Genomic DNA, 22,070 nt, shown 5'->3' with positions numbered 1-22,070 from the left:
TTGGGTAAATCCCGTCAGGAAATTCGTCAGGCTGAGTCGGTTGGTGTCGACTTCGAGAACCGGAGCGGAGCGGACTTTTGGGTCCGTGAGCACCGGCCTACGCCGGCCGTAGCCTTGACAGTCACACCACTCATGACTGCTTCGGCCGGCGAAGGCCGGAAGCGCAGAAGCCGGCATCAAACGGCCAGCATCACGAATTTAATGACGGGATTTTAGGCGGAGACGCGATTGCGTCCCTGCCTTTTTGCTTCATACAGCTGGCGATCGGCGCGGCGATAAAAGTCCTCCGCCGATTCCTTGCGGTCCCAGACGGCAAGGCCGACGCTGGTGGTGATCTTCAGGCGGACATTGCCCGACAGTACCGACATATTGGCGACCGCCTTGCGGATGCGCTCGGCGAATTTGGCCAGAAGCTCGGCGTCCATATTGGGCGTGACCACGGCGAACTCCTCGCCGCCGAGCCGCGCCACCACATCGTGATAGCGTGTGATGCCCTTCAGGCAACCGGCGACGGCCCTCAGCACCTCGTCGCCGACATCGTGGCCATGGGTGTCGTTAACCTGCTTGAAATGGTCGAGGTCGAGGATCATTAGCCCGACGGGCTTCTCGATGCGGCGGAATTCCTCGAGATATTCCTTCAACGCATCGTCGAAATAGCGCCGGTTCTGCATACCCGTCAGGCCGTCGGTCAGCGCTGCGTGCTCCAGCGAATCCGAACGGGCGCTGAGCGAGACCGTCATGGCGCGCAGCTTGCCCTCTTCAGCCGCCTGCCTGCGGATCATCGGGTAGATGAAGAAAATACCGAAGAACAATGCGGTCGCCAAAAGCACGCCGGTCGCCAGCAACAGCTTGTTGAGATAGGCGATCTCCTCGGTCTTGGAAGGCGTGTGGACCTCGTCGGCAAAGGCCTGCAGAAGTCCATAGGCATGAAGCGTCACCAGGCCCGCGGCGAGGATCACGAAGATAAAGACGAAAAATGCGGATTCCGCCTTGTGGAAACGCATCTGCTCCCCGTTGGAAAAGTGCCCACAGACTTTATGGCATGCAGGGCCTTACGGAGGGTTAACCAGGACAACCTCGACGGGAAATCTACAATTAACGTCAACTTTTAAGATTGGTTGAGAAGCGTTGACTCAGATGGCGATTTCCGAGACGTCGCCGAGCAGCAATCTGCGCCATTGCGGGCCTAGCTGGTGCCTGAACCAGGTCGCCTGACGCTTGGCATATTGCCGTGTCGCGATCTTGGCCCGTTCAATGGCTTCGGCAAAGCTCATGTCCCCGGCCATCGCCGCCTGCAGTTCGCGCACGCCGATCGCCTTCATCGCCGGCATATCAGGGTCGAGGCCGAGCGCCACCAACTGTTTGACCTCTTCCAGCGCGCCCTGGTCAAGCATGCGGTCGAACCGCGCCTCGATGCGTTCCACCAAGGCCGCGCGGTCCGGCTCGATGACCAGGAATTTTGCGCTGTCGCGGTCGATCAGCGGCCGGCCGCGCGCCGCTTGCCACTCCCGGATGGAACGGCCAGACGCATCGAGCACTTCGAGCGCGCGCACGATGCGCTGGCTGTCGGTCGGCTTCAGCGACATGGCGACCGCCGAATCCTCATGCAGCAGGATGCGGTGCAGCTTTTCCGACCCCTGCTCCTTGAGTTCATAGCGCCAGCGGTCGCGGATCGACTGCGGAATGTCGGGCATTTCCGAAATGCCTTCCGCCAGCGCCCGGAAGTAAAGCCCGGTGCCGCCGACGAAAATCACTGGCCGTTCGAAGAACGTGCCATCAGGTCGCCCGGAAAGCGTGCCGTCGTCGATCAGCTTCATCACGTCGCGCAGCCAGGCGCCGGTGGAATAGGCGGTCGACGGAGGAACGTGGCCGTAGAGAAAGTGCGGCGCACGGAAGAGCTCGGCGGCACGCGGCCGCGCCGTCAGCACGTCGAGCACCGAATAGCCCTGCATGGAATCGGTGTTGACGATGACACCACCCTTGCGCTCGGCGAGATCGAGCGCCAGCGCCGACTTGCCGCTGGCGGTCGGCCCGGCTATCAGGATCGCGTTCTTCACGCGGCCCTCGCCCGCCTGCTCGTCGGAATTTTCAATGCCGCTCATCGCCACGCTTGTGTCCCATCCCGCCGGCCACGCATTGTCGGCCTCGCTTGCGAATATGGCGTCACGGTTGGTCGGCGCAAGCGCTGTTCGCTGGCTGGCCGAAGGCATCGCTTGCGATCTCGTCCTGCCCGAGGCGGCCAAAGCCACGGAGACGACCGCCAGCCTGCGCACCGCGCTGGCGTCCGAACCGCTCGACGTGATCGTCCAGCCATCTGACGGCAGGCGAAAAAAGATCCTCATCGCCGATATGGATTCGACCATGATCGACCAGGAGTGCATCGACGAGCTTGCCGACGAGATCGGCGTCAAGGATCGTGTCGCCGCCATCACGGCGCGCTCGATGAATGGCGAGATCGCGTTCGAACCGGCCCTGCGCGAGCGGGTGGCGTTGTTGAAAGGCCTCGACACTGCCGTGGTCGACCGCATCATCGCCAATCGGCTGACGCTGGCCTCCGGCGGCCGCGCTCTGGTGCAGACGATGAGGAAGAACGGCGCCTGGACGGCACTCGTCTCCGGCGGCTTCGACGTCTTTACCAGCCGCATCGCGGACATGCTCGGCTTTCAGGAAAATCGCGCCAACCGCCTGATCGAGGAAAACGGGCGCTTTGCCGGGCTGGTCGCCGAGCCGATCCTCGGCCGCGCCGCCAAGGCCGATGCCCTGAACGAGATTTCGGCCCGCCTGGGCCTGACTCCGGCCGACGCCATTGCCGTCGGCGACGGCGCCAACGACCTCGACATGATCCGGCTGGCCGGCACCGGTGTTGCGCTGCACGCCAAGCCGACTGTGGCCGCGCAAGCCAAGGTTCGCATCGACCATGGCGATCTGACGGCGCTGCTCTATCTCCAGGGCTATCACCAGGAGGAGTTTGCCGGATGAAACCGATGCGCACCGAGCGCCTGATCCTGCGCAACTGGGAAGACCGCGATCGCGAACTCTTTCATCGCATCAATTCGGACGAGCGGGTGATGGAATTCTTTCCGTTCCGCCGCGAGCGTGCCGAGACGGATGCCAAGATGGACGAATTTCGGGGCTGGATCGCCGAGGACGGCTTTGGTTTTGCCGCCGCCGCGATTGCCGCGACGGGCGAATGCATTGGCTTTGTCGGCCTCTTGGAGACCGATCACGTGCCGTCCATGCCTTCAGATACGATCGAGATCGGCTGGCGGCTGGCGCCCGAATTCTGGGGCAAGGGCTATGTCACCGAGGCCTCCGAAGCCTGGCTCGCCTTTGGCTTCGAAACGCTTGATCGCGACGAAATCGTCTCCTTCGCCGTAGCGGCCAACCGCCGCTCGACCGCCGTCATGGAGCGTCTCGGCATGACCGCCGATCCATCGAGAGACTTCGATCATCCAGAGATTCCCGACAGCCACCCTCATCTCAAGAGGCACGTCCTCTACAGGCTTTCGCGGCAGGACTGGCAGGCAAGAAAAAAGGCGGCTTAGTAGCCGCCTTTTTCATATCAGGATCAGAGCGTTATCGGCCCTTCCGGATTCAATCCATCCGGATCGTAACGAACCGCAATTCGCCGGTCTTGGACGCCAGCATCAGAAGTGCATTCTTGCGGCCCTGCTCCTTCAGCGCGCCGATCCGGTCCATGACGTCTTTCGGGGTCGCGACCGATTCCTGCGCGATCTCGGTGATCACCTCGCCGGCCTGGATGCCGCGTTCGGCGGCAGCCGAGTCCTTGGTAACGTCAGTGATGACGACGCCCGAGACATCGGCGGCGATGCCGAACTTGGTCCGCGTCTCGTCATTGAGTTCGCCGACGGTCATGCCGAGCACCGAAGCCGTTGAAACCGCAGGCGCCTTGTCGCCGCCCTTATCCTCGTCGGTAGTGCCGTCTTCGCCGCTGGCGAGCTTCTCGCCGTCCTCGAGCCGGCCGAGCGTCACTTTCACGGTCTGCTCGACGCCCTTGCGCACGATGATCACGTCGACCGCCTTGCCGACCGGGCTTTCCGCCACGACGCGCGGCAGGTCGCGCATTTCATGGATGTCCTTGCCGTCGAACTTGATGATGACGTCGCCGGCCAGGATGGTGCCGTTGTCGACCGGTCCGCCCTTGATGACCCCGGCGACCAGCGCGCCCTTGGCGGTCGCCATGCCGAGGCTCTCGGCGATGTCGTCGGTCACCGGCTGGATGCGCACGCCAAGCCAGCCGCGCCGCGTCTCGCCGAACTGGCGCAGCTGATCGACGACGCCCGAGGCAAGCTGCGAAGGAATGGAGAAGCCGATGCCGATCGAGCCACCCGACGGCGAGATGATCGCGGTGTTGATGCCGATGACCTCGCCGGTGCTATTGAACAGCGGCCCGCCGGAATTGCCGCGGTTGATAGCGGCATCGGTCTGGATGAAGTCGTCATAGGGACCGGAATTGATGTCGCGGTTGCGGGCTGAAACGATGCCGACCGTCACCGTGCCGCCGAGGCCGAACGGATTGCCGATCGCCATCACCCAGTCGCCGACTCGCATCTTGTTGGAATCGCCGAATTTCACCGCCGTCAGCTTGTGCCCTTTCGGATCGACCTTCAGCACGGCAACGTCGGTCTTGGTGTCGGTGCCGACCAGCGTCGCCTTTAGCGTGATGCCATCGGAGAAATTCACCTCGATATCATCGGCGTCGGCAATGACGTGGTTGTTGGTCACCACGATGCCCTGCTCGGCGTCGACCACGAAGCCGGAACCCAGCGACTGCACTTTCTGCGAGCCGCCATCCTTGTCGCCGCCACGGTTCTTGAAGAAGTCGTCGAAGAAGTCCTGGAAGGGCGAGCCTTCGGGAAGCTGCGGCATCGGCACAGCGCCCGGACCTTCCGTGCCCTTCACCGTCTGCGAGGTCGAGATGTTGACCACCGCGCCAAGCAGGCCCTCGGCAAGGTCGGCGACAGATGCCGGCCCGTCCGCGGCCACCGTCGGCGTCACGAAGGACGGGACGGCGACGGTGCCGACGAGAAGCGCCGCTGCGCCGGCGATGAACGTCCGCCTCGCTGCGCGCAGAAGGGTGTTGGATGTCATCGAGAGGCCTCCCGGTGTTTTAAGAAGAAGTAAAGCGCGTCGGCAAAATGCCGCGTCGCGCCATGTTGGCAAAAAATACGGCACGTTTGCGGCTATGACTACCGGCAGAGGATAAATCCTCCGTTACAGCCAGCCGCGCACCAGCCAGACGATGCCGACACCGATGGCGATCGCAGCCAGCCCGGCAATGCGCAGCGCATTCTCCGGCATCGACAGCACCTCCCCGGCGAGTTTTTTGGCGAGGTTCGGAAAACCGCCATAGACCAGGCCCTCGATGACGAGGACCAGGCCTATTGCCGCCAGGAAATCCTGCACCGGCCTTACTGGCCGGTGCTTGGCGGTGTAGCCGCTACAGCGGGAGCTGTCGGCGGAGCCTTGCCTTCGGGATCGCGGAAGAAGCGGAAGAACTCCGAGTTCGGCGACAGCACCATCGTCGTCCCGCTATTGTCCAGCGCCGTGCCATAGGCGCTCATCGACCGGTAGAAATCGAAGAAGGCAGGATCGCGTTTGTAGGCATCGGCGAAGGTGGCGCTGCGCTGGGCTTCGCCCTCACCGCGCAGTATCTCCGATTCCTTCTGCGCTTCGGCGACGATCTCAACCACTTCACGGTCGGCGCGGGCGGTGATGCGCTGCGCGGCTTCCTTGCCGCGCGCCCTGAGCCGCTCGGCTTCGGCCAGGCGTTCGGCCTTCATGCGGTCGAACGTCTGCTGCGAAACCTCAGCCGTCAGGTCGGTCCGGCGGATGCGCACGTCCTCGATCTGCAGGCCGAGCGAGGTGGCATCAGGCCTGAGCTGGTCGCGCACTTCGCGCATCATCACGGCACGCTCTTCCGAAAGCGCTGCCTCGAAGTCGCGCAGACCGTAGACACGGCGCAGTGCCGCATCGAGACGCGTCCGCAACCGTGCCTCGGCCAGTCCGATCTGACCGGATACGGCGGCGCGGAACACCCGCGGATCCGAGATGCGATAGGCGATGAAAGCATCGACCTCGTAGAACTTGCCGCCCGAAACCTGGACGCGGATGTTGTCGAGATCGAAGCGCAGCACCCGGTTTTCGATCAATTGCACGCTGTCGGCATCGAAGAAGGCGAAAGGCGCCTTGAAATAGATGCCGGGCTCATTCTTGACGTCGACGATCTCGCCGAAGCGCAGCACCAGCGCCTGCTGGCGTGCGTTGACCACGAAGACAGACGAATAGATCAGGAACAGGATGACCGCGGCGACGACCGCGAGGATGGGGAGACGGTTGGCCATCACTGGGCTACTCCCGTGGTCGTACCCAGCGCAGAAGGCGCCGGCGCCTTCTGCTGCAGTGCCGGCAGCGGCAGATAGGGAACGACCCCTTGCCCGTTGCCCTGTTCGACGATGACCTTGTTTGAGTCTTTCAGGACCTTCTCCATGGTTTCCAGATAAAGCCGCTTGCGCGTCACATCCGGCGCCTTGGCGTATTCGTCATAGACCGAGATGAAGCGCTGCGCCTCGCCTTCGGCCTCCTGCACGACACGGTTCTTGTAAGCGGCCGCATCCTCGCGGACCTGTGCCGCCGCGCCGCGCGCCTGGCCCAACTTCTGGTTGGAATACTGGTTGGCCTGCTCGACGAACTTGTCCTCGTCCTGCTCGGCGCGCTGCACTTCGTCGAACGCATCGGCGACATCGCGCGGCGGCGCCGCGTCCTCGATCGAAACCGCATTGACGTTCAGGCCGGCCTTGTAGCCGTCCAGGGTCGTCTGGATGATTTCGCGCACCGATGCCGCAATGCCCTGGCGGTCGTCGCGGAAGATGTCCTGGGCCGGTCGCCGGCCGACGGCTTCGCGCATGGCGCTTTCGGCGACCTGCTGCAGCATGCCTTCGGGATCGGAGACGTCGAACAGATAGGCCCGCGGATCGGAAACCTGATAGGCCACCGAGAACTGCACGTTGACGATGTTCTGGTCGCCAGAAAGCATCAGGCCGTTGCCGCTGGTGTTGCCGCCACCGATGTCGACGAGCTGCTCGGCGATGTTGGCCGTCTCGACCGTTTCGATCGGCCACCAATGGAAATGCAGGCCGGGTTGCGAGAGTTCGGCCTTCGGCTTGCCGAAGCGTAACTCCACCGCAACCTCATCGGGTTGCACGGTGTAGACCGCCTTGAATGCCCACAGCACGACCAGTGCGGCCGCGATCAGTGCGAAGACGGCGGGGCTGGCGCCGCCACCGCCGGGCAGCGCGCGCCGGAGCCTGTCCTGGCCGCGCCGGATGATGTCTTCAAGATCGGGAGGCGAGCCTTGCGGACCGCTCGGTCCCTTTGGTCCCTGCCCCCAGGGCCCCTGATTGTTGCCGCCGCCGCCGCCCCATGGGCCGCCGCCACCGCCGCTTTTATCGTTCCAGGGCATGAATGTCCTTTCGCTTGGAATTCCCTCGGCGCCGGCGTTGCGGCGCGAAATCCAGTTGTTCTTCTATAGGGATGCCCGGGCGCGCTTTCAACGCGATCCGACACTGCATTGTCCGATTTGAGCCGGCGAAAGCGGCAAATTCCAATAAGTCGCCCTATGAATGCGGCCCATTGTCTAAGGGCAGGCACCAAATAGCAAAAAGTGGCTTCGCGTTGGCACGCATGGCATGGACGATGTTAGCCGGATTGTAGACGACTCCGCCGACGCCCGGCTCGTGCCACGCGTCGGCATTCTGCCGCCACTCGCCCTGCGACAAGACAAGATAGAGCTCTTCCGGTGGATGCCTATGGTCGGGATACGTCGTGTGCGGCGCCATCACCGAGACTCCGATCTCGACTCTGCTGCTCGGGACGAAGCCTCGCGGACCGACAATGAAGGAATCGGCGTAGTTCTCAGCTAGCACCGCCGATTTGCGACGTTCGCTTTGGTTGTTCCAGCTGAGATTGGGTTCGATCTCACGCAACGCGACAGCGAGCTTGCCGAGATTGCCGCCGAGCTTTTCAAGATCGGCAAAGCACGCCGCAAGATGACGGCAGGCCGGCTGGCGTTGGGGCAGCTCATGGCTCGCCTGCGGCGCCTCAAGTGCCATGTCGCCGAAAATCCGCCTATGGGCGGCTTCGCGCGACGGATCATTTCCCATACGTGAGCGGATCTCCGTGCTGAGCAAATCCATGAAAGCACCGAGCGGCCGGTGCATGCTGACCGTCATGGAAATACCTGTGCCATTGGCCGGCGGCGTTCATAGACCGTATAGCGCGTCGCATGACTGTCCTTTTCACCGGCTGGGATATCCTGCGAACTGACAAGCCGCCACAAATCCGGGTCGATGTCAGGGAAATGCGCGTCGCCATCGACACTGGCCAGCACATGGGTGACGTGCAGACGGTCGGCCAGCGGCAGCGCCTGAGCATAGATCTCGCCGCCGCCGACGACGCAGATTTCGTCGGCGCCGGCCATGCAGCGCCCACGCACGGTCGCCAGTTTGATGGCCTCGTCGAGCGAATGCGCGATTTCGATGCCCTCGGCGCGCCAGGCCTTGTCGCGGGTCACCACAATATTCAGCCTGCCCGGCAAGGGCCGGCCGATGCCTTCATAGGTCTTGCGGCCCATGATGATCGGCTTGCCCATCGTATCGGCCTTGAAGCGCTTGAGATCGGTGGAAAGCCGCCATGGCAAGCCGCCATCGCGCCCGATCACGCCATTCTCGGCGATGGCAACATAGATCGCGACGTCCATCAGCCGCCATTCCCGTTGTCGCTGTCCGTCGGATCGAGGATCAGGATGTCGATGTCGTGCTCGGGGTAGAAATCGCTCGCCGTCATCTCGAATGTCGTCGCCCCGAGCTTCCTCACATTGTCGCCGCAGAACGAGATCAGCGCCTTCGGATTGCCCTTGTCGACGGTCAGCTTGAATTTGCCGATGGTTCCCGCCGCCCAATTACCGCCGGTGGTCAGGATATAGGCGATACGGCTCTCGAAATATTTCGGATAACCGTCGGGATCATCCTTCGCTGCCTTGCGCACCGCATTCTCGAAAGCGTCGTCCATGCAATAGCGGGGCTTGTAGGCGGCGTACTGGCCTTGGAACTGGCCGTCATAGAAGAAGCTGACCGAGGATGTGCCGCCGACGCTCGGCTTGTAGCGATGCGAAACCTTGACCGCCTTGTTGGCCGGAAAGGTCGAACGCCACCAATAGGTCGAACGCAATTGCCAGAACGGCGCGTAGACGGGTTTCGAGGCCGCGTCGTCAGACGAGTCCTGGATGATGATGCCGCGGTTGACCCAGTCATCGGCAACCGCCTGCGGTAGTTTTTCCAGCGCCGCCTTTGCCGCATCCCCGAACGGATTGAACGGCACGTTTTGCGCCTTCAAATCGGCGCCGATGTCGATGCCGAGTGCAAACACCTTCTGCTCGAGTTGCGGCTTTGCCGCGACGCCATCGATCGTCACTTCGAAACCGAGGAAATTGTCGCTTTGATTTTCAGGGATCGCCGGGCTCTCCTCGGGATCGCCTGAAATGTCGGGCATCGGGAAGGCAACGATCGCGTCGACATCCTTGTCGGTGTTGTTGCGGAAGACATAGTCGACCGTGACCTTTTCCGGCGAGATGTAGAGGTCCTCGCTTTCCATCGACACGGCGTCGCTGCGCGACAGGATCAGCCCGCCGGTGCCCAGTTCGGCAACCGAATCATTGGCCAAGGCAGGTGCGGCCGAAAGCGCCAGCGCTGCGGTCAGGATAGAGCGAAACATGGAAGCCCCCTCGGCGAGAATGCCGTCGCGACACTAGCCGTTTCAATGTGGCGTTTCAAAGCCCTTCGGCACGCTCGCCTACGCTTGCCCACACGTCATGCTTGTCTGGACATGCCGGTTCCGATCGGGCAGGAGTTCGCCCATGCGCACGCTTCTCGTCATCGGCATCGGCGCCGGCAATCCCGACCACATGACGGTCCAGGCCATTGACGGCCTGAACCGCGCCGACGTGCTGTTCATTCCCGACAAGGGCGCGAAAAAGATCGACCTCGCCGAACTGCGCCGCCAGATCTGCGACCGTTTCGTTACCAACCCGAACTCGCGCCGTGTCGAATTCGATGTGCCGGTGCGCGCCGAGCCAGCGCCCTCCTACCGCCCGACCGTCGATGACTGGCATGAGGCGATCGCCGCGATTTATGAAGACCTGATCCGCGACGAGCTTGCCGAAGACGGCTGCGGCGCCTTCCTGATCTGGGGCGACCCCTCGCTCTACGACAGCGCGCTGCGCATTCTGGAGCGCGTGCGCCTCAGGAACAATGTCGCGTTCGAGCTGGAGGTCATTCCCGGCATCACCGCCGTTCAGGCACTGGCCGCCGGCCACAAAATGGCGCTGAACCGCATCGGCGATTCCATCCTGGTCACCACCGGCCGCCGCCTCACCCACGAAGGCATGCCCGAAAATGCCGGCAGCACGGTCGTCATGCTGGACGGCAAATGCGCCTTCAACACGCTGGACGACAAGGATCTGGTCATCCACTGGGGCGCCTATCTCGGCACGCCCGACGAGATCCTCATCTCCGGCCGCCTCGGCGATGTCGGCGCCGAGATCGAGAAAACCCGTGAAGAAGCCCGCCGGAAAAAAGGCTGGATCATGGACACGTATCTGCTGCGCAAGCAGGAATAGGGAGTAGTCGATAGTGAGCGGTGAAGCCGGCGTCGTTCCCTACTGCCTACTGCCTACTGCCTACTGCCTACTGCCTACTGCCTACTGCCTACTCACTACTGCCTATTCCCTCACCCCGCATCAATCTCCGCCTGCAGTGCCTCCATATGCGTCGCTGCCGCGGACGTCGCCGCCCGTTCTATGGCGCGAAAGCGGCTGACCACGGCGAGCCCTACAGACGTCAATTGGGCGCCGCCGCCTTTTCTGCCACCGGTCTGCGCTGCGACCAGCGGCTTGCCGAACACCCGGTTCATGTCCTCAACCAGATCCCAGGCGTGCTTGTAGGACATCTCCATGCCGCGCGCCGCGGCCGAGATCGAGCCGAAGGCGGCGATCTGCTCGAGAAGCTCGATCTTGCCGGGTCCGATGCGCCCGTCCGGATCGAGGTTTATGCGCAAGCTCAGCGATGGCATTTCCGGTCCTCCGCAGTCACGTCCTTACCCACATTAGGCCCTCAACGCGCTCACCGCTATTCCAAATCGATATAACGACATCGTTCGCGACTATCCATGCGCCTCGGCAGGCAGGCCGGCGCCGGTATTCGCCCGATCGAAGCTCACCGTCTTGACCACCGCGAAGACTTTTCCGCCGAGCCGCAATTTCAGCGTCTGCCGCGACTGCTCGGTGATGCGGGCAAGCACGATGGCGCCGTTGCAGTCGATGCCGATTTCGACCGAGGGTCCCTCGCCCGGCTTTATCGCGATGATCGTGCCTGGCAAAATGTTGAGTGCACTGAGCCCCGCCGGCTGCTCGGTGGCGATCATCACGTCGCGGGCGCGAATACGGATGCGCACCGGGGCACCGGCCGCCATTGCCAGCCGCGGCACACGGATCTCGCCCGCTGCCGAGCCAAGCACGGTCATGCCGAACGCCTCGTCGTGGCGCAGCACGCTGGTGTCCAGGACCGCGCCGCCTTGTCCGCGCTCTTCCGCCGGCAGAAGGTCGAGCCGCTGCATGATCGCCCCGGTCGGGCCGAAAGCGGCTACCTGGCCTTGCGACAGCACCACCACGTCGCTTGCCAGCCGCGCCACCTCGGCGACGGAATGGCTGACATAGACGATCGGGATTTTCGTCTCGTCGCGCAGCCGCTCGACATAGGGCAGGATCTCGGCCTTGCGGGCTTCGTCGAGCGAAGCCAGCGGCTCGTCCATCAAAAGCAGTTTCGGACTGGCCAGCAGCGCCCGGCCGATCGCCACGCGCTGTTTTTCGCCGCCGGAAAGCTTTGCCGGCCGCCGGTCGAGCAGATGAGCGATGCCAAGCAAGTCGACCACCGCATTGAAATCCGCGTAGCGCTCCGCCGTCGGCGTAAACCAGTGGCCATAACGAAGGTTGCCGGCGACGCTCAGATGCGGAAACAGCCGCGCGTCCTGGAACACCATGCCGATTCGCCTTTTGTGCTTCGGCATGAACAGGCCGGCATCGGTATCGACCAGCACACGGCCGTCGACTTCGATCCGCCCCTTGTCGGGCCGGATCAGCCCGGCGATCAAATTGATCAGCGTCGTCTTGCCGGAGCCGGAGGGCCCGAACAGCGCGGTCAGCCGCCCGTCGCTCTCGAAGCGGGCGTCGATGCCGAAATCGCCGAGGCGATGGCTGATGTCGACGAGAACACTCATTCGATGTCCATCCGCCGGCCGACGCGCCGCGCCAGCACTTCCGAGGCGACCAGCGCCGCCATCGAGATGACGATCGAGATCAGCGTCAGCCGCAGCGCGCCTTCATCGCCGCCCGGCACCTGCGTAAAAGTATAAATCGCCGACGGCAGCGTCTGCGTCTCGTTGGGGATGTTGGAAACGAACGTGATGGTCGCGCCGAATTCGCCCATCGCCTTGGCAAACGACAGGATGGCGCCGGCAATCAGGCCGGGCAGGATCAGCGGCAAAGTGATGGTGGCAAACACCCACAGTGGGTTGGCGCCGAGCGTTCCCGCCGCCGCTTCCAGCTTGCGATCCACCGCCTCGATCGACAGCCGAATCGCCCGCACCATGAGGGGAAAGCCCATGACGCCGCAGGCGAGTGCCGCACCCGTCCAGCGAAAGGAGAAAACAATGCCGAAATGCTCGGCAAGAAAGGCGCCGGCCGGGCCGCGCTTGCCGAAGGTCAGCAGCAGCAAATAGCCGGTCACCACCGGTGGCAGGATCAACGGCAGATGCACCAGCCCGTTGAGCAGCGTCTTGCCCCAGAATTGGCCTCGGGCAAGCACCAGTGCGATCAATATGCCCGGTGGCAGGCTGGCGAGCATCGCCACCGTCGCTACCTTGATGGACAGCCGGACCGCATTCCATTCGTCGGGAGTGAGGTCCAGCAGCCAGTTCATGCGTCAGGCGTTGCCTTAGTTGCTCGGCGCCAGGATCGTGAAGCCTTGTGCCTTGAACAGTTCCGCCGCCTTGGCAGACTCAAGACACTTCAGGAAAGCCGGCGTATCCTTGTCCTTGGAATCGGCCGTCTGGGCAACCGGATAGATGATCGGCGGGTGCGAATCCTCGGGGAAGGTGCCGACCACCTTCACAGCTTTGTCGGCATGCGCGTCGGTGGCGTAGACGATGCCGAGCGCCGCTTCCCCGGTCGAGACCAGCTTGAGCGCTGCGCGCACATTCTCGGCCTGCGCCGCCTTGCCCTCGACCGAGGACCAGACGCCGAGCGATTCAAGTGCGGCCTTGCCGTATTTGCCGGCCGGCACCGCCTTGAAATCGCCCATGGCGAGCTTGCCGTCGCCGATAAGCTTGGCGAGGTCGAAACCCTTCTCGATCTTGGTCTCGGCCTTCGAATCCTTCGGCGCCACCAGCACGATCTGGTTGCCGAGCAGCTTCACTTCCGTGTCGGGCTTGGTCAGCTTCTTGTCGGAAAGGTATTTCATCCAGTCGAGATCGGCCGAGATGAACACATCGGCCGGCGCGCCGCCCTCGATCTGCTTGGCCAGCGCCGAGCTTGCCGCGTAAGAAATGGTCGCGGCTTCGCCGACATCGGCCTCGCAGGCCTTGTTGACGGCGTCAAGGCCGTCCTTGAGGCTCGCCGCGGCAAAAACCACGACCTTGTCTTCGGCATGCGCCGCCGGCACGGCAGCCATCAGCGCCGCCGCAAAACCACCGATCGCAATCGCCCTCAATCCGAAATCTTTGCGCGTCAGCATGAAACTCTCCCTGGGTTTGAAACCTGATCGGCTCGCGGCCTGCCGATCGATATATCCGGATGAACATAACAATGGAAGGTTTTTGCTCCAAGCCACCATTGTATCTTGAGGCTGCCGCGACCTACGATGATTTCAGTTGGATACAGCGAAATAGAGATCAAAGGAGACGTCTATGAAAATCAGTGCCCGCAATATCCTCAAGGGAACGATTGTCGAGATCGTCAAAGGTGCCACCACTTCGCACGTCCGTATCGACATTGGCGGTTCGGTCGTCACCGCCTCGATCACCAACGAGGCCGTCGCCGATCTCAAGCTCGAAAAGGGCAAGCAGGCCTTTGCCGTGATCAAGGCCTCGGACGTCATGGTCGGCATCGATTGACAGCGATGGTCGGGCAGACGTCCTGCAAATTCCGACATTGAACCTAAGGTGTGTTGAGATTCAGGTCAGCCCGAGTCGAAAATGGCTGATACCGAGGCGGAGCGTACTTAAGTACGTGAGCACCGGAAGCGCAGGTATCAGCCATTTGCAGGCCGACCTCACCTGAATATCGGCACGCCTTAGACCGCGATCGGCGCCTTGATCGTTGCGTCGGCGAGGTAGTTCTCGAGCCTGAAATCCTCGAAGCGGAAAGCAAAAAGATCCTTCACCTCGGGATTGATCCACAGCGTCGGCAGCGCCTTGGGCGTGCGCCGCAACTGTTCGCGCGCCTGCTCGAAATGGTTCGAATAGAGATGCGCGTCGCCAAGCGTATGGATGAAGTCACCCGGCTTCAGCCCGGTGACTTGCGCCACCATCAGCGTCAGCAGCGCGTAGGAAGCGATATTGAACGGCACGCCGAGAAAGATGTCGGCCGAGCGCTGGTAGAGCTGGCAGGAAAGCTTGCCTTCCGAGACATAGAACTGGAACAGGCAGTGGCAGGGCGGCAGCGCCATGGCTTCCACCTCGGCCGGGTTCCACGCCGAAACGATCAGCCGCCGCGAATTAGGGTTCTTGCGTATCTCCTTGAGAAGGTTCGCAATCTGGTCGATCCCGCCGCCACGGCCATCCGGCCACGAGCGCCATTGCTTGCCATAGACCGGGCCGAGGTCGCCGTTCTCGTCGGCCCATTCGTCCCAGATGGAGACGCCGTGGTCGTTGAGATATTTGATGTTGGTGTCGCCGGCCAGGAACCACAGGAGCTCATGCACGATCGACTTCAGGTGCAGCTTCTTGGTGGTGGTGACCGGAAAGCCGCGCGCCAGGTCGAAGCGCATCTGGTAGCCGAATACGCCACGCGTGCCGGTGCCGGTGCGGTCGCCGCGATCGGTGCCGTTTTCCAGCACATGCTTCAAAAGGTCGAGATATTGGCGCATCGGTTCGCCTCGATTCGGGGTCTCACCAATCATAGCGCAAGTATGCCCTGACGCCACGCCTGTCTGAAATCTTACCCATCCTGGCAGGCTGATGCGGTGGAGACCTTTTTCAGAATTCGCTCTGGCGAGTCGAATGGCGTGGTTTTCGAGAACCGGAGCGGAGCGTACTTAAGGTACGTGAGCACCGGAAGCGCAGAAAACCGCGCCAGTCGGCCGCCAGAGTAGAATTATCAAAAAGGTCTCAGAGGGAGCCGAGTTTGCCCAGGTCCTTTGCGACCAGATAGTAGAAGGTCACCCGGCTCTTGGTGTTGTCGGCCGCCATCGCCTTGCAGGCCTTTTCGATCGAGGCATCGGCCTTGCTGCCGTCGGTGATGCCGAGCTTCTTGGAAACCCAGCCCGCCTTGACCCGATCGAGTTCCTTGGGATCGGTGCACGACACCAGCGAGGAATCGCGGTTCCTCAGCGCGATGCCGAGATGCTTGACGATCTTGGCGACCGCATCGGCGCTTGCCGCGGCGTCGTATTTCTTCACGTCTGCGAGATAGTCGGCCATCAAAATTCCCCACGTCGGCGCCACGGATCCGATCGATGAGGGTTGTGGCGCGCTGCCGCAACCTGTGCGCTAGGTCGTTCACTCCTCACCACCGCGAAGCTTCGGTTGAGACCGTTTGCAAGTCAACCCTTCGTGTCGCCGTTTGGGGCACCCTTTGACGCGAGCACAAAGCATCAATGCGGCCTTTCATTTTTTGCGATGGGCCCCTATATTCGTTTTGTCGGCTTGACCGACTATGGCGATAAATGGGCGATGAAATAAGCCGTTCGGACCCGGGGGCGGTACCCGGCGCCTCCACCAAGAACCGCTCTGTCATTCGGAGCGGCTGTTGATGGGGGCGAAATAGGATCGACGAAGGTGTAAAGATCGTACTTTTGCCCGGCATGGTACCACCGTCATCGGGCTAAACCTGTAGTTGCAAATGACAACTATGCGGAAGCACGTCTCGCCGCGTAAGCGGTGCGATAGCTTCAATTCAAGCCCTAGAGGTTCGCACTTCTAGGCGGGGTTCGGAGGTACCTGGCAACAGAAACCTCCACTTCTCCTCTCACCTCATGTGTTTTCGCTGCAGCCTGAAGCTGTCTTCAAGCGGCACGCGTCATTTGGCGAAGCGTTTGGCGCCCGCGACACAGAGAACCACGGCGGCGGTGACGGCAACCATGGCCCAACTCACGGCTTCATGCAGCAAGGTCGCGGCCAGGATCAGCCCGAAAAACGGCTGCAGCAGCTGCAATTGCCCGACGGCGGCGATGCCACCCTGGGCGAGCCCCCGGTACCAGAAGATGAAGCCGATCAGCATGCTGAACAGCGAGACGTAAGCGAGACCGATCCAGGCCGCCTGCCCCGTTCCGGCAAAAGACGCCGGCATCATGGTGATGGCCAGTGTTGCCATGATCGGCAACGAGATAACCAGCGCCCAGGAAATTACCTGCCAGCCGCCGAGCGTTCGCGACAGTTTTGCACCCTCGGCATAGCCAAGGCCGCAAACGACGACGGCCGCAAGCATCAACATGTCACCGACCGGCGAAACGGAAGAACTCTGCGTCATCGCAAATCCGGCAACCAGGCTGCTGCCAAGGCAGGAGAACAGCCAGAAGGCCGGGCGTGGTCGTTCGCCGCCGCGTATCACCCCGAAAATCGCCGTCGCCAGTGGCAGCAGGCCGATGAAGACAATGGAATGCGCCGAGGTGACATGTTTGAGCGCCAGCGCCGTCAGCAAGGGGAACCCGACGACGACGCCAAGGGCGACGACGATCAGCGAAACGATATCGGTCGCCCCCGGCCGCTTCTCGCGAAAAGCCAGCAACAGACAGAGCGCCAGGACGCCGGCGATTCCCGCGCGAGCGGCAGTGAGGAACACCGGGTCAAAGGCGGCCACCGCCACCCGTGTCGCCGGCAGCGATCCGCTGAAGATCAGCACCCCGAGAAAGCCGTTGATCCAGCCGCTGGTCGCCTTGTCCATCACACCTGTCCTGTTTCGTCGCAGTATCGGTTGCACGGTGACGGATTCTAAGAGACAGTGCATGACAGTTTTGGCAAACTGTCATGGCTGCAGGAGCAGTACGGATGGACACCAGACTCGATAGTCCGAACGACACCGGCACGCTTGTCGGGCGCATCATGGCGGCGATACGGCAACGCATCGTGGGACGAACGCTCGCACCGGGCGCGAAACTGCCCTCCATCCGCGGCTTTGCCAAAGTCATGGACGTTTCGAAGTCGACCGTGGTCGAAGCCTATGACCGGCTCGTCGCCGAAGGCGTCGTCCAGTCGCGGCGCGGCTCGGGATTCTATGTCGCCGGCCACCTGCCGCCTTTGGCTCTTGCCGAGATCGGCCCGCGGCTGGATCGCGCCGTGGATCCGTTCTGGGTGTCGCGGCAATCGCTGGAAGCCGGCGGCGACACAATGAAGCCGGGCTGCGGATGGCTTCCCGCCACATGGATGCCGCAAGCCGATTTGCGCCGGTCGCTCCGCGGCCTTGCCCGCGCCGATGCCGCTGTTTTGACCGACTACGGCACGCCGCTTGGCCTTTTGCCGCTGCGCCAGCTTCTGTCGCGGCGCATGGCCGAGCGCGGCATCGAGGCAGCACCCGACCAGATCATGCTGACGGAATCCGGCACGCAGGCGATCGACCTGCTGTGCCGGTTCCTGCTCGAGCCAGGCGACACTGTGCTTGTCGACGACCCCTGCTATTTCAATTTTCTTGCCCTGTTGCGCGCGCATCGCGCCAAGGTCGTCAGTGTTCCCTACACGCAATCCGGCCCCGACATGGAGCTGTTCGGGCAAGCGCTGAGCGAGCATCGGCCGCGCCTCTACATCACCAATTCGGCGATCCACAATCCGACCGGGGCGACGCTCTCGCCTGTCGTTGCACACCGGCTGCTGAAGCTCGCCGAGCAATCGGGGCTGACCATCATCGAGGACGATATTTTCGCCGACTTCGAACACGAGCCCGCGCCGCGCCTGGCCGCGTTTGACGGGCTCGACCGGGTCATCCACATCGGCAGTTTTTCCAAGACGCTGTCGGCAGCAACGCGGTGTGGGTTCATCGCCGCCCGACGCGATTGGACGGATGGGCTGATCGACCTGAAAATCGCCACCTCATTCGGCGGCAGCCCGATTGCCGCCGAGCTTGTGCTCGGCATTCTCAGGGATGGAACCTATCGCAAGCACATCAACAGCCTGCGCGATCGCCTGTCCCGCGCCATGGCGGAAACCGGCGCGCGGTTGAAGGTCATGGGCATCAAGCCATGGATCGAGCCAAGGAGCGGCATGTTCCTGTGGTGCACGCTGCCTGAGGGCCTGGACGCGGCCGATATTGCGCGCCGCGCACTGGCTGAAAACATCGTGCTGGCGCCGGGAAATGCCTTCAGCCTCGTGCAATCCGCCACCGGGTATCTGCGTTTCAACGTTGCGCAATCATCGGATCCGCGCATCTTCTCGGCGCTTGAACGGGCGATGCAGGGCTGAAATGCGCTCATGAAAAAGGCCGGCACTGACCCGGCCTTTTTCGATCTCGGTGGTGTTGCTTATTCTGCCGGCGCTTCGACCGCGTCGCGCGAACGGCCAAGCGTCACCTTCGCCAGTGTGAACGAGATCACCGCGCAAAGCGTGATGCCGGCCACCATCGGCAGCGGCGTGCCGTCGAAGAACACACCGGCGACACCCATGGCGACTGCGCCGATGGCGAAGTGCAGCGTGCCCATCAGCGCCGAGGCCGTTCCGGCGATCTCGCCATGCTCTTCCATGGCCAGCACCGACGTGGTCGGGATGGCGAGACCGAGGAAGCCGTAGCCGACGAACAGCAATGCGGCCATCACGTCGAGCCGGTCGACGCCGGTTGCCATCACCGCAAACAGCACCACCATGGTCGTCGCATAGCCGGTCACCGCGACACGCACTACGCGCCGCAGCCCAAACCGCTCGGCTAGCAATCCGGTCAGCTGCGACATGCCGATGAAGGCAACCGCGTTGATCGAGAAGAACACGCTGTAGACCGAAGGCGACAGCCCGTAATGGTCGATCAGGATGAAGGACGAGCTGGAGAGATAGACGAAGAAGCTGGCAATGCCGAAGCCTGCGATGGCCACTAGGCCGAGGAAGTTGCGGTCACCCATCAGCAAGCGGTAGCCTGAGAGCGCGGTGCCGAAGGAAGAACCGACGCGGTCTTCGACCGGCCGTGTCTCCTTGAGCGAGGTCGCCAAAAGGATGGTGGCGAGCAGCGCGGCACCGGTCACCGTCCAGAACACGGCGCGCCAGCCGAAATTCTCGATGATCTGGCTGCCGGTCAGCGGCGCCAGGATCGGCGACACCGAAAACACCAGCATCAACAAGGACATCAGCTTGGCCGCTTCAGTGCCGGTGTGCAGATCGCGCACGATCGCCCGCGGCACCGCCATGCCGGCGCTTGCGCCAAGGCCCTGCAGGAAGCGGAAGGCGATCAGCCATTCGATGGTCGGCGCCAGCGCCGAGCCGACGCCGCCGATCATGAACAGCACCAGGCCGCCATAGAGCGGCAGCTTGCGGCCGACCATGTCGGAAATCGGCCCAACGACGATCTGGCCGAAGCCCATGGAGAGGAAAAAGATCAACAGGCTCATCTGTACGGCAGCGGTGCCGGCGTGCAGATCCTGGCCGATCGAGGGCAGCGCGGGAAGATACATGTCGATGGCGAAGGGGCCGATGGCGGACAACAAACCGAGCACGACCGCGATGCGGAGGAATTTGGGACTCATGATAATGGCTTCTTTCGAATTCTGGTTGCCGCCGCAAAGCGGCGTCTACCCTAGGACGTTCCATCCCGTGAAATCCCGACTCCAGAGCGAATAAATTCGTCTCTCCGGAGCGAAATCTCTTTGTGTTATGTCCACAAATTTAGACAGTCTTGTCTAATTCGTCAATCACCTCTATATAGATTTTCATGAAACTGCACGTCTCTCCTGACATTTTCCCGCCACGCGGCCATGAGGCCAAGCGCATATCGATTGTTGATGCTGCAGCCTCGGTGTTTTGCCGGGAGGGCTTCGCCGGCGCCAATATCGACCTTATCGCGGCTGAGGCCGGCGTCTCGCGCCAGACCGTCTACAACCATCATGGCGACAAGGAGAGGCTGTTCGTTGCCGTGGTGCGTGACCTCACCGAGCGCTGCAATGCCGGGATCTTTGCCACCTTCGCCAGCTTCCCCGACCAGCCCAGGGATCTCGAGGCCGACCTGATCGGCTTTGCGGTGCGCATGAACCGCAATTGCATCTGCAACCGCGATGGAAAATTCCTGCGCAAGCTGATCCAGACCGAAGGCGAGCGCTATCCCGAGCTTTTTGCCGAGTGGCGCGACCAGGGGCCAGGCCGGACATGGCCCGCACTTGCCGCCCGTTTCGCCCGCCTCGCCCATGCCGGGCACCTGACGATAGACGATCCCGATGTCGCGGCGCGCCAATTTCTGGCGCTGGCCAACGCCGAACTGCAGACAACCTTTATGCTCGGCGGCTCGCCTCGCGACGATGAGGTGCTGCAGTCGGCAACCAATGGCGTGCGCACTTTCCTGCGCGCTTTCGGCAAGCGGCAGGCGGTTCGCGCCGACAAACATAACGCCCTCGCCGGCGCCTGAGCGATCAAATCGCAGGCATCGCCCCCTCGCATCTGCGAAGTCGGGCGCTATATCCGGTTTACGCCGCCCTCAAGCTTGATTACAGCTATGCGGACGATTCAACGGAACCCGACCGCCACATGGCCGACGACCACATCCGCTACGACATTCTGGCCCAGGAGGCGTTGCGCGGCGTCATGCGCAAGGTCCTGGCCGAAGTCGCGCGCACCGGCCTGCCTGGGAACCATCATTTCTTCATCACCTTCCTCACCGGGGCGCCGGGCGTGCGCGTGTCTTCAAGGCTGCGCGAGCGCTATCCAGAACAGATGACCATCGTCATCCAGTTCCAGTACTGGGACCTGAAAGTGACCGACACCGGCTTCGAAGTCGGACTGTCCTTCTCCGACGTGCCGGAAAAATTGGAAATCCCGTTCTCGGCCGTGCGCGGCTTTTACGACCCCTCCGTCAACTTCGAACTCGAATTCGACGTCAAGACGGACACGGCGGCAGAGGACGAACCATCGGCCAAGCCGGCTCCCGAACCGCTGGCCATCGTCACCGAGAAAAAGCCGAAGGCGGAGAAGAAGGCTGCCGCCGAGGCCGAAAAGAAGCCTGCCGTGGCCGACGCCGCCGCCGGCAAGAGCGCCGATGTCGTCTCGCTCGACGCCTTCCGCAAGAAGTGAGCCCGACAGGTCTTCGCGAAAAAATGGCCGACATCGTCAATCTCCGCCAGGCCCGCAAGCAGAAGGCACGGATTGAGAAGGACCGTCTGGCCAGCCAGAACCGGGCGCTGCATGGCCGCACCAAAGGCGAGCGCGAGCACGATCGCCTGACCGCCGACAAGGCCGAAAAGTTCGTCGCCGGCCATCATCGCGACAAGTCCGACCCGGAATAGGGCGAGACGACGTGAGCCCGGTCGAAAAACGCTCGGTCACCATTCGCGGCCACCGCACCAGCTATTCGCTCGAAAAGCCGTTTTACGACGACCTCAGCGTCATCGCGGCTGCGCGAAAACTGACATTGGCGGCGCTGGTCGCCGAAATCGACGAAACCCGTCCGCGCGACGCCAACTTGTCCTCGGCGCTCAGGCTCTACGTGCTGGACTGGGCAAAGCGCGGGATGGGAGCCTAGAGCATGATCCCGAAAAGTGGGAACCGGTTTTCGGAAAAGATCATGCTCAAACAAAGAGATAGAGTCCCATCCCGATTCCATC

General features: G+C 62.5%; 26 protein-coding genes and 1 other RNA gene. 10 read left to right on the top strand and 17 right to left on the bottom strand.

Annotated features, from left to right (window positions below; all coding sequences use genetic code 11):
* Positions 1 to 212: 212 nt before the first annotated feature.
* A complete protein-coding gene (locus tag AC1D0N_RS14025) occupies positions 213 to 1,004 on the bottom strand; it encodes a GGDEF domain-containing protein (protein WP_477244763.1) in 792 nt (263 codons plus the stop codon).
* Positions 1,005 to 1,133: 129 nt separating this feature from the next.
* On the bottom strand, positions 1,134 to 2,102 hold the full coding sequence (gene miaA, locus AC1D0N_RS14020; protein ID WP_477244761.1) for a tRNA (adenosine(37)-N6)-dimethylallyltransferase MiaA: 969 nt from the start codon (positions 2,100 to 2,102) through the stop codon (positions 1,134 to 1,136).
* On the opposite strand from miaA, the gene serB reads away from it, so the two are divergent.
* Together serB and AC1D0N_RS14010 are read left to right on the top strand one after the other, a co-directional pair.
* On the top strand, positions 2,092 to 2,979 hold the full coding sequence (serB, locus tag AC1D0N_RS14015) for a phosphoserine phosphatase SerB (protein ID WP_477244759.1): 888 nt from the start codon (positions 2,092 to 2,094) through the stop codon (positions 2,977 to 2,979). The genes miaA and serB overlap by 11 nt on opposite strands.
* Positions 2,976 to 3,545 carry a GNAT family N-acetyltransferase gene (locus tag AC1D0N_RS14010; protein ID WP_477244757.1) on the top strand — a complete coding sequence of 190 codons (570 nt, stop codon included), beginning with the start codon at positions 2,976 to 2,978 and terminating at the stop codon, positions 3,543 to 3,545. Before serB ends, AC1D0N_RS14010 begins: the two co-directional genes overlap by 4 nt.
* A gap of 49 nt (positions 3,546 to 3,594) precedes the next feature.
* On the opposite strand, the gene AC1D0N_RS14005 is transcribed toward AC1D0N_RS14010, so the two are convergent.
* The 7 genes from AC1D0N_RS14005 to AC1D0N_RS13975 form a co-directional block, all read right to left on the bottom strand.
* On the bottom strand, positions 3,595 to 5,112 hold the full coding sequence (locus AC1D0N_RS14005; RefSeq protein WP_477244755.1) for a DegQ family serine endoprotease: 1,518 nt from the start codon (positions 5,110 to 5,112) through the stop codon (positions 3,595 to 3,597).
* A gap of 123 nt (positions 5,113 to 5,235) precedes the next feature.
* Positions 5,236 to 5,427 (bottom strand): DUF2065 domain-containing protein, encoded by a 192-nt coding sequence (locus AC1D0N_RS14000; RefSeq protein WP_477244753.1) that lies wholly within the window; start codon positions 5,425 to 5,427, stop codon positions 5,236 to 5,238.
* Between the two features lie 5 nt (positions 5,428 to 5,432).
* The gene (gene hflC / locus AC1D0N_RS13995; RefSeq protein ID WP_477244751.1) at positions 5,433 to 6,365 is read right to left on the bottom strand and encodes a protease modulator HflC; all 933 of its coding nucleotides are present in this window, start codon (positions 6,363 to 6,365) and stop codon (positions 5,433 to 5,435) included.
* Positions 6,365 to 7,483 carry an FtsH protease activity modulator HflK gene (hflK, locus tag AC1D0N_RS13990; RefSeq protein ID WP_477244750.1) on the bottom strand — a complete coding sequence of 373 codons (1,119 nt, stop codon included), beginning with the start codon at positions 7,481 to 7,483 and terminating at the stop codon, positions 6,365 to 6,367. Before hflK ends, hflC begins: the two co-directional genes overlap by 1 nt.
* A 154-nt stretch (positions 7,484 to 7,637) precedes the next feature.
* Positions 7,638 to 8,252 (bottom strand): dimethylsulfonioproprionate lyase family protein, encoded by a 615-nt coding sequence (locus AC1D0N_RS13985; protein ID WP_477244748.1) that lies wholly within the window; start codon positions 8,250 to 8,252, stop codon positions 7,638 to 7,640.
* The gene (locus AC1D0N_RS13980) at positions 8,249 to 8,779 is read right to left on the bottom strand and encodes a dihydrofolate reductase (RefSeq protein WP_477244747.1); all 531 of its coding nucleotides are present in this window, start codon (positions 8,777 to 8,779) and stop codon (positions 8,249 to 8,251) included. The genes AC1D0N_RS13985 and AC1D0N_RS13980 overlap by 4 nt, the downstream gene beginning before the upstream one ends.
* Positions 8,779 to 9,792, bottom strand: a complete 1,014-nt coding sequence (locus AC1D0N_RS13975; RefSeq protein ID WP_477244745.1) for a DUF4424 domain-containing protein — start codon at positions 9,790 to 9,792, stop codon at positions 8,779 to 8,781. Before AC1D0N_RS13975 ends, AC1D0N_RS13980 begins: the two co-directional genes overlap by 1 nt.
* Positions 9,793 to 9,934: 142 nt before the next feature.
* On the opposite strand from AC1D0N_RS13975, the gene cobF reads away from it, so the two are divergent.
* The gene (cobF, locus tag AC1D0N_RS13970) at positions 9,935 to 10,696 is read left to right on the top strand and encodes a precorrin-6A synthase (deacetylating) (protein ID WP_477244743.1); all 762 of its coding nucleotides are present in this window, start codon (positions 9,935 to 9,937) and stop codon (positions 10,694 to 10,696) included.
* A gap of 110 nt (positions 10,697 to 10,806) precedes the next feature.
* Here cobF and AC1D0N_RS13965 read toward each other — a convergent pair whose 3' ends face one another.
* The 4 genes from AC1D0N_RS13965 to modA form a co-directional block, all read right to left on the bottom strand.
* Positions 10,807 to 11,148: a winged helix-turn-helix domain-containing protein gene (locus AC1D0N_RS13965; RefSeq protein WP_258600902.1), complete on the bottom strand. Its 342-nt coding sequence runs from the start codon at positions 11,146 to 11,148 to the stop codon at positions 10,807 to 10,809.
* A gap of 90 nt (positions 11,149 to 11,238) precedes the next feature.
* On the bottom strand, positions 11,239 to 12,351 hold the full coding sequence (gene modC / locus AC1D0N_RS13960; protein ID WP_477244741.1) for a molybdenum ABC transporter ATP-binding protein: 1,113 nt from the start codon (positions 12,349 to 12,351) through the stop codon (positions 11,239 to 11,241).
* Complete coding sequence (gene modB / locus AC1D0N_RS13955) at positions 12,348 to 13,052, bottom strand: molybdate ABC transporter permease subunit (protein WP_477244739.1); 705 nt, start codon at positions 13,050 to 13,052, stop codon at positions 12,348 to 12,350. Before modB ends, modC begins: the two co-directional genes overlap by 4 nt.
* Before the next feature lie 15 nt (positions 13,053 to 13,067).
* Complete coding sequence (modA, locus tag AC1D0N_RS13950; RefSeq protein WP_477244737.1) at positions 13,068 to 13,865, bottom strand: molybdate ABC transporter substrate-binding protein; 798 nt, start codon at positions 13,863 to 13,865, stop codon at positions 13,068 to 13,070.
* Positions 13,866 to 14,037: 172 nt separating this feature from the next.
* Here modA and AC1D0N_RS13945 point away from each other — a divergent pair, with 172 nt between their 5' ends.
* Positions 14,038 to 14,244, top strand: a complete 207-nt coding sequence (locus AC1D0N_RS13945; RefSeq protein WP_477244735.1) for a TOBE domain-containing protein — start codon at positions 14,038 to 14,040, stop codon at positions 14,242 to 14,244.
* 179 nt (positions 14,245 to 14,423) lie between these two features.
* On the opposite strand, the gene AC1D0N_RS13940 is transcribed toward AC1D0N_RS13945, so the two are convergent.
* Both AC1D0N_RS13940 and AC1D0N_RS13935 read right to left on the bottom strand, forming a co-directional pair.
* The gene (locus AC1D0N_RS13940) at positions 14,424 to 15,218 is read right to left on the bottom strand and encodes a thymidylate synthase (protein ID WP_477244733.1); all 795 of its coding nucleotides are present in this window, start codon (positions 15,216 to 15,218) and stop codon (positions 14,424 to 14,426) included.
* A gap of 241 nt (positions 15,219 to 15,459) precedes the next feature.
* Positions 15,460 to 15,771, bottom strand: a complete 312-nt coding sequence (locus AC1D0N_RS13935; RefSeq protein WP_477244731.1) for a DUF2853 family protein — start codon at positions 15,769 to 15,771, stop codon at positions 15,460 to 15,462.
* 180 nt (positions 15,772 to 15,951) lie between these two features.
* Here AC1D0N_RS13935 and ssrA point away from each other — a divergent pair.
* Positions 15,952 to 16,311, top strand: a transfer-messenger RNA (tmRNA) gene (ssrA, locus tag AC1D0N_RS13930).
* 58 nt (positions 16,312 to 16,369) lie between these two features.
* On the opposite strand, the gene AC1D0N_RS13925 is transcribed toward ssrA, so the two are convergent.
* On the bottom strand, positions 16,370 to 17,233 hold the full coding sequence (locus AC1D0N_RS13925) for a DMT family transporter (RefSeq protein ID WP_477244729.1): 864 nt from the start codon (positions 17,231 to 17,233) through the stop codon (positions 16,370 to 16,372).
* An 83-nt stretch (positions 17,234 to 17,316) separates the two neighbouring features.
* On the opposite strand from AC1D0N_RS13925, the gene AC1D0N_RS13920 reads away from it, so the two are divergent.
* Entirely contained in the window at positions 17,317 to 18,741 is a 1,425-nt protein-coding gene (locus AC1D0N_RS13920; RefSeq protein ID WP_477244727.1) for an aminotransferase-like domain-containing protein, read from the top strand.
* A gap of 59 nt (positions 18,742 to 18,800) precedes the next feature.
* On the opposite strand, the gene AC1D0N_RS13915 is transcribed toward AC1D0N_RS13920, so the two are convergent.
* Positions 18,801 to 20,006, bottom strand: a complete 1,206-nt coding sequence (locus AC1D0N_RS13915; protein ID WP_477244725.1) for a multidrug effflux MFS transporter — start codon at positions 20,004 to 20,006, stop codon at positions 18,801 to 18,803.
* Positions 20,007 to 20,191: 185 nt separating this feature from the next.
* Between AC1D0N_RS13915 and AC1D0N_RS13910 the strand changes: the two genes are divergently transcribed.
* The 4 genes from AC1D0N_RS13910 (at position 20,192) to AC1D0N_RS13895 (ending at position 21,988) form a co-directional block, all read left to right on the top strand.
* A complete protein-coding gene (locus AC1D0N_RS13910; protein WP_477244723.1) occupies positions 20,192 to 20,878 on the top strand; it encodes a TetR/AcrR family transcriptional regulator in 687 nt (228 codons plus the stop codon).
* A 119-nt stretch (positions 20,879 to 20,997) separates the two neighbouring features.
* Positions 20,998 to 21,540, top strand: a complete 543-nt coding sequence (locus tag AC1D0N_RS13905; RefSeq protein WP_477244721.1) for an SspB family protein — start codon at positions 20,998 to 21,000, stop codon at positions 21,538 to 21,540.
* A gap of 23 nt (positions 21,541 to 21,563) precedes the next feature.
* Positions 21,564 to 21,752 (top strand): DUF4169 family protein, encoded by a 189-nt coding sequence (locus AC1D0N_RS13900; RefSeq protein ID WP_477244720.1) that lies wholly within the window; start codon positions 21,564 to 21,566, stop codon positions 21,750 to 21,752.
* Positions 21,753 to 21,763: 11 nt separating this feature from the next.
* Positions 21,764 to 21,988 (top strand): ribbon-helix-helix domain-containing protein, encoded by a 225-nt coding sequence (locus tag AC1D0N_RS13895; RefSeq protein ID WP_477244718.1) that lies wholly within the window; start codon positions 21,764 to 21,766, stop codon positions 21,986 to 21,988.
* Positions 21,989 to 22,070: the final 82 nt, after the last annotated feature.

Source organism: Mesorhizobium sp. P2_E10 (assembly GCF_056404235.1).
The sequence above is the reverse complement of the archived record's forward strand: the minus strand, read 5'-3'. Positions and strand labels throughout refer to the sequence as shown.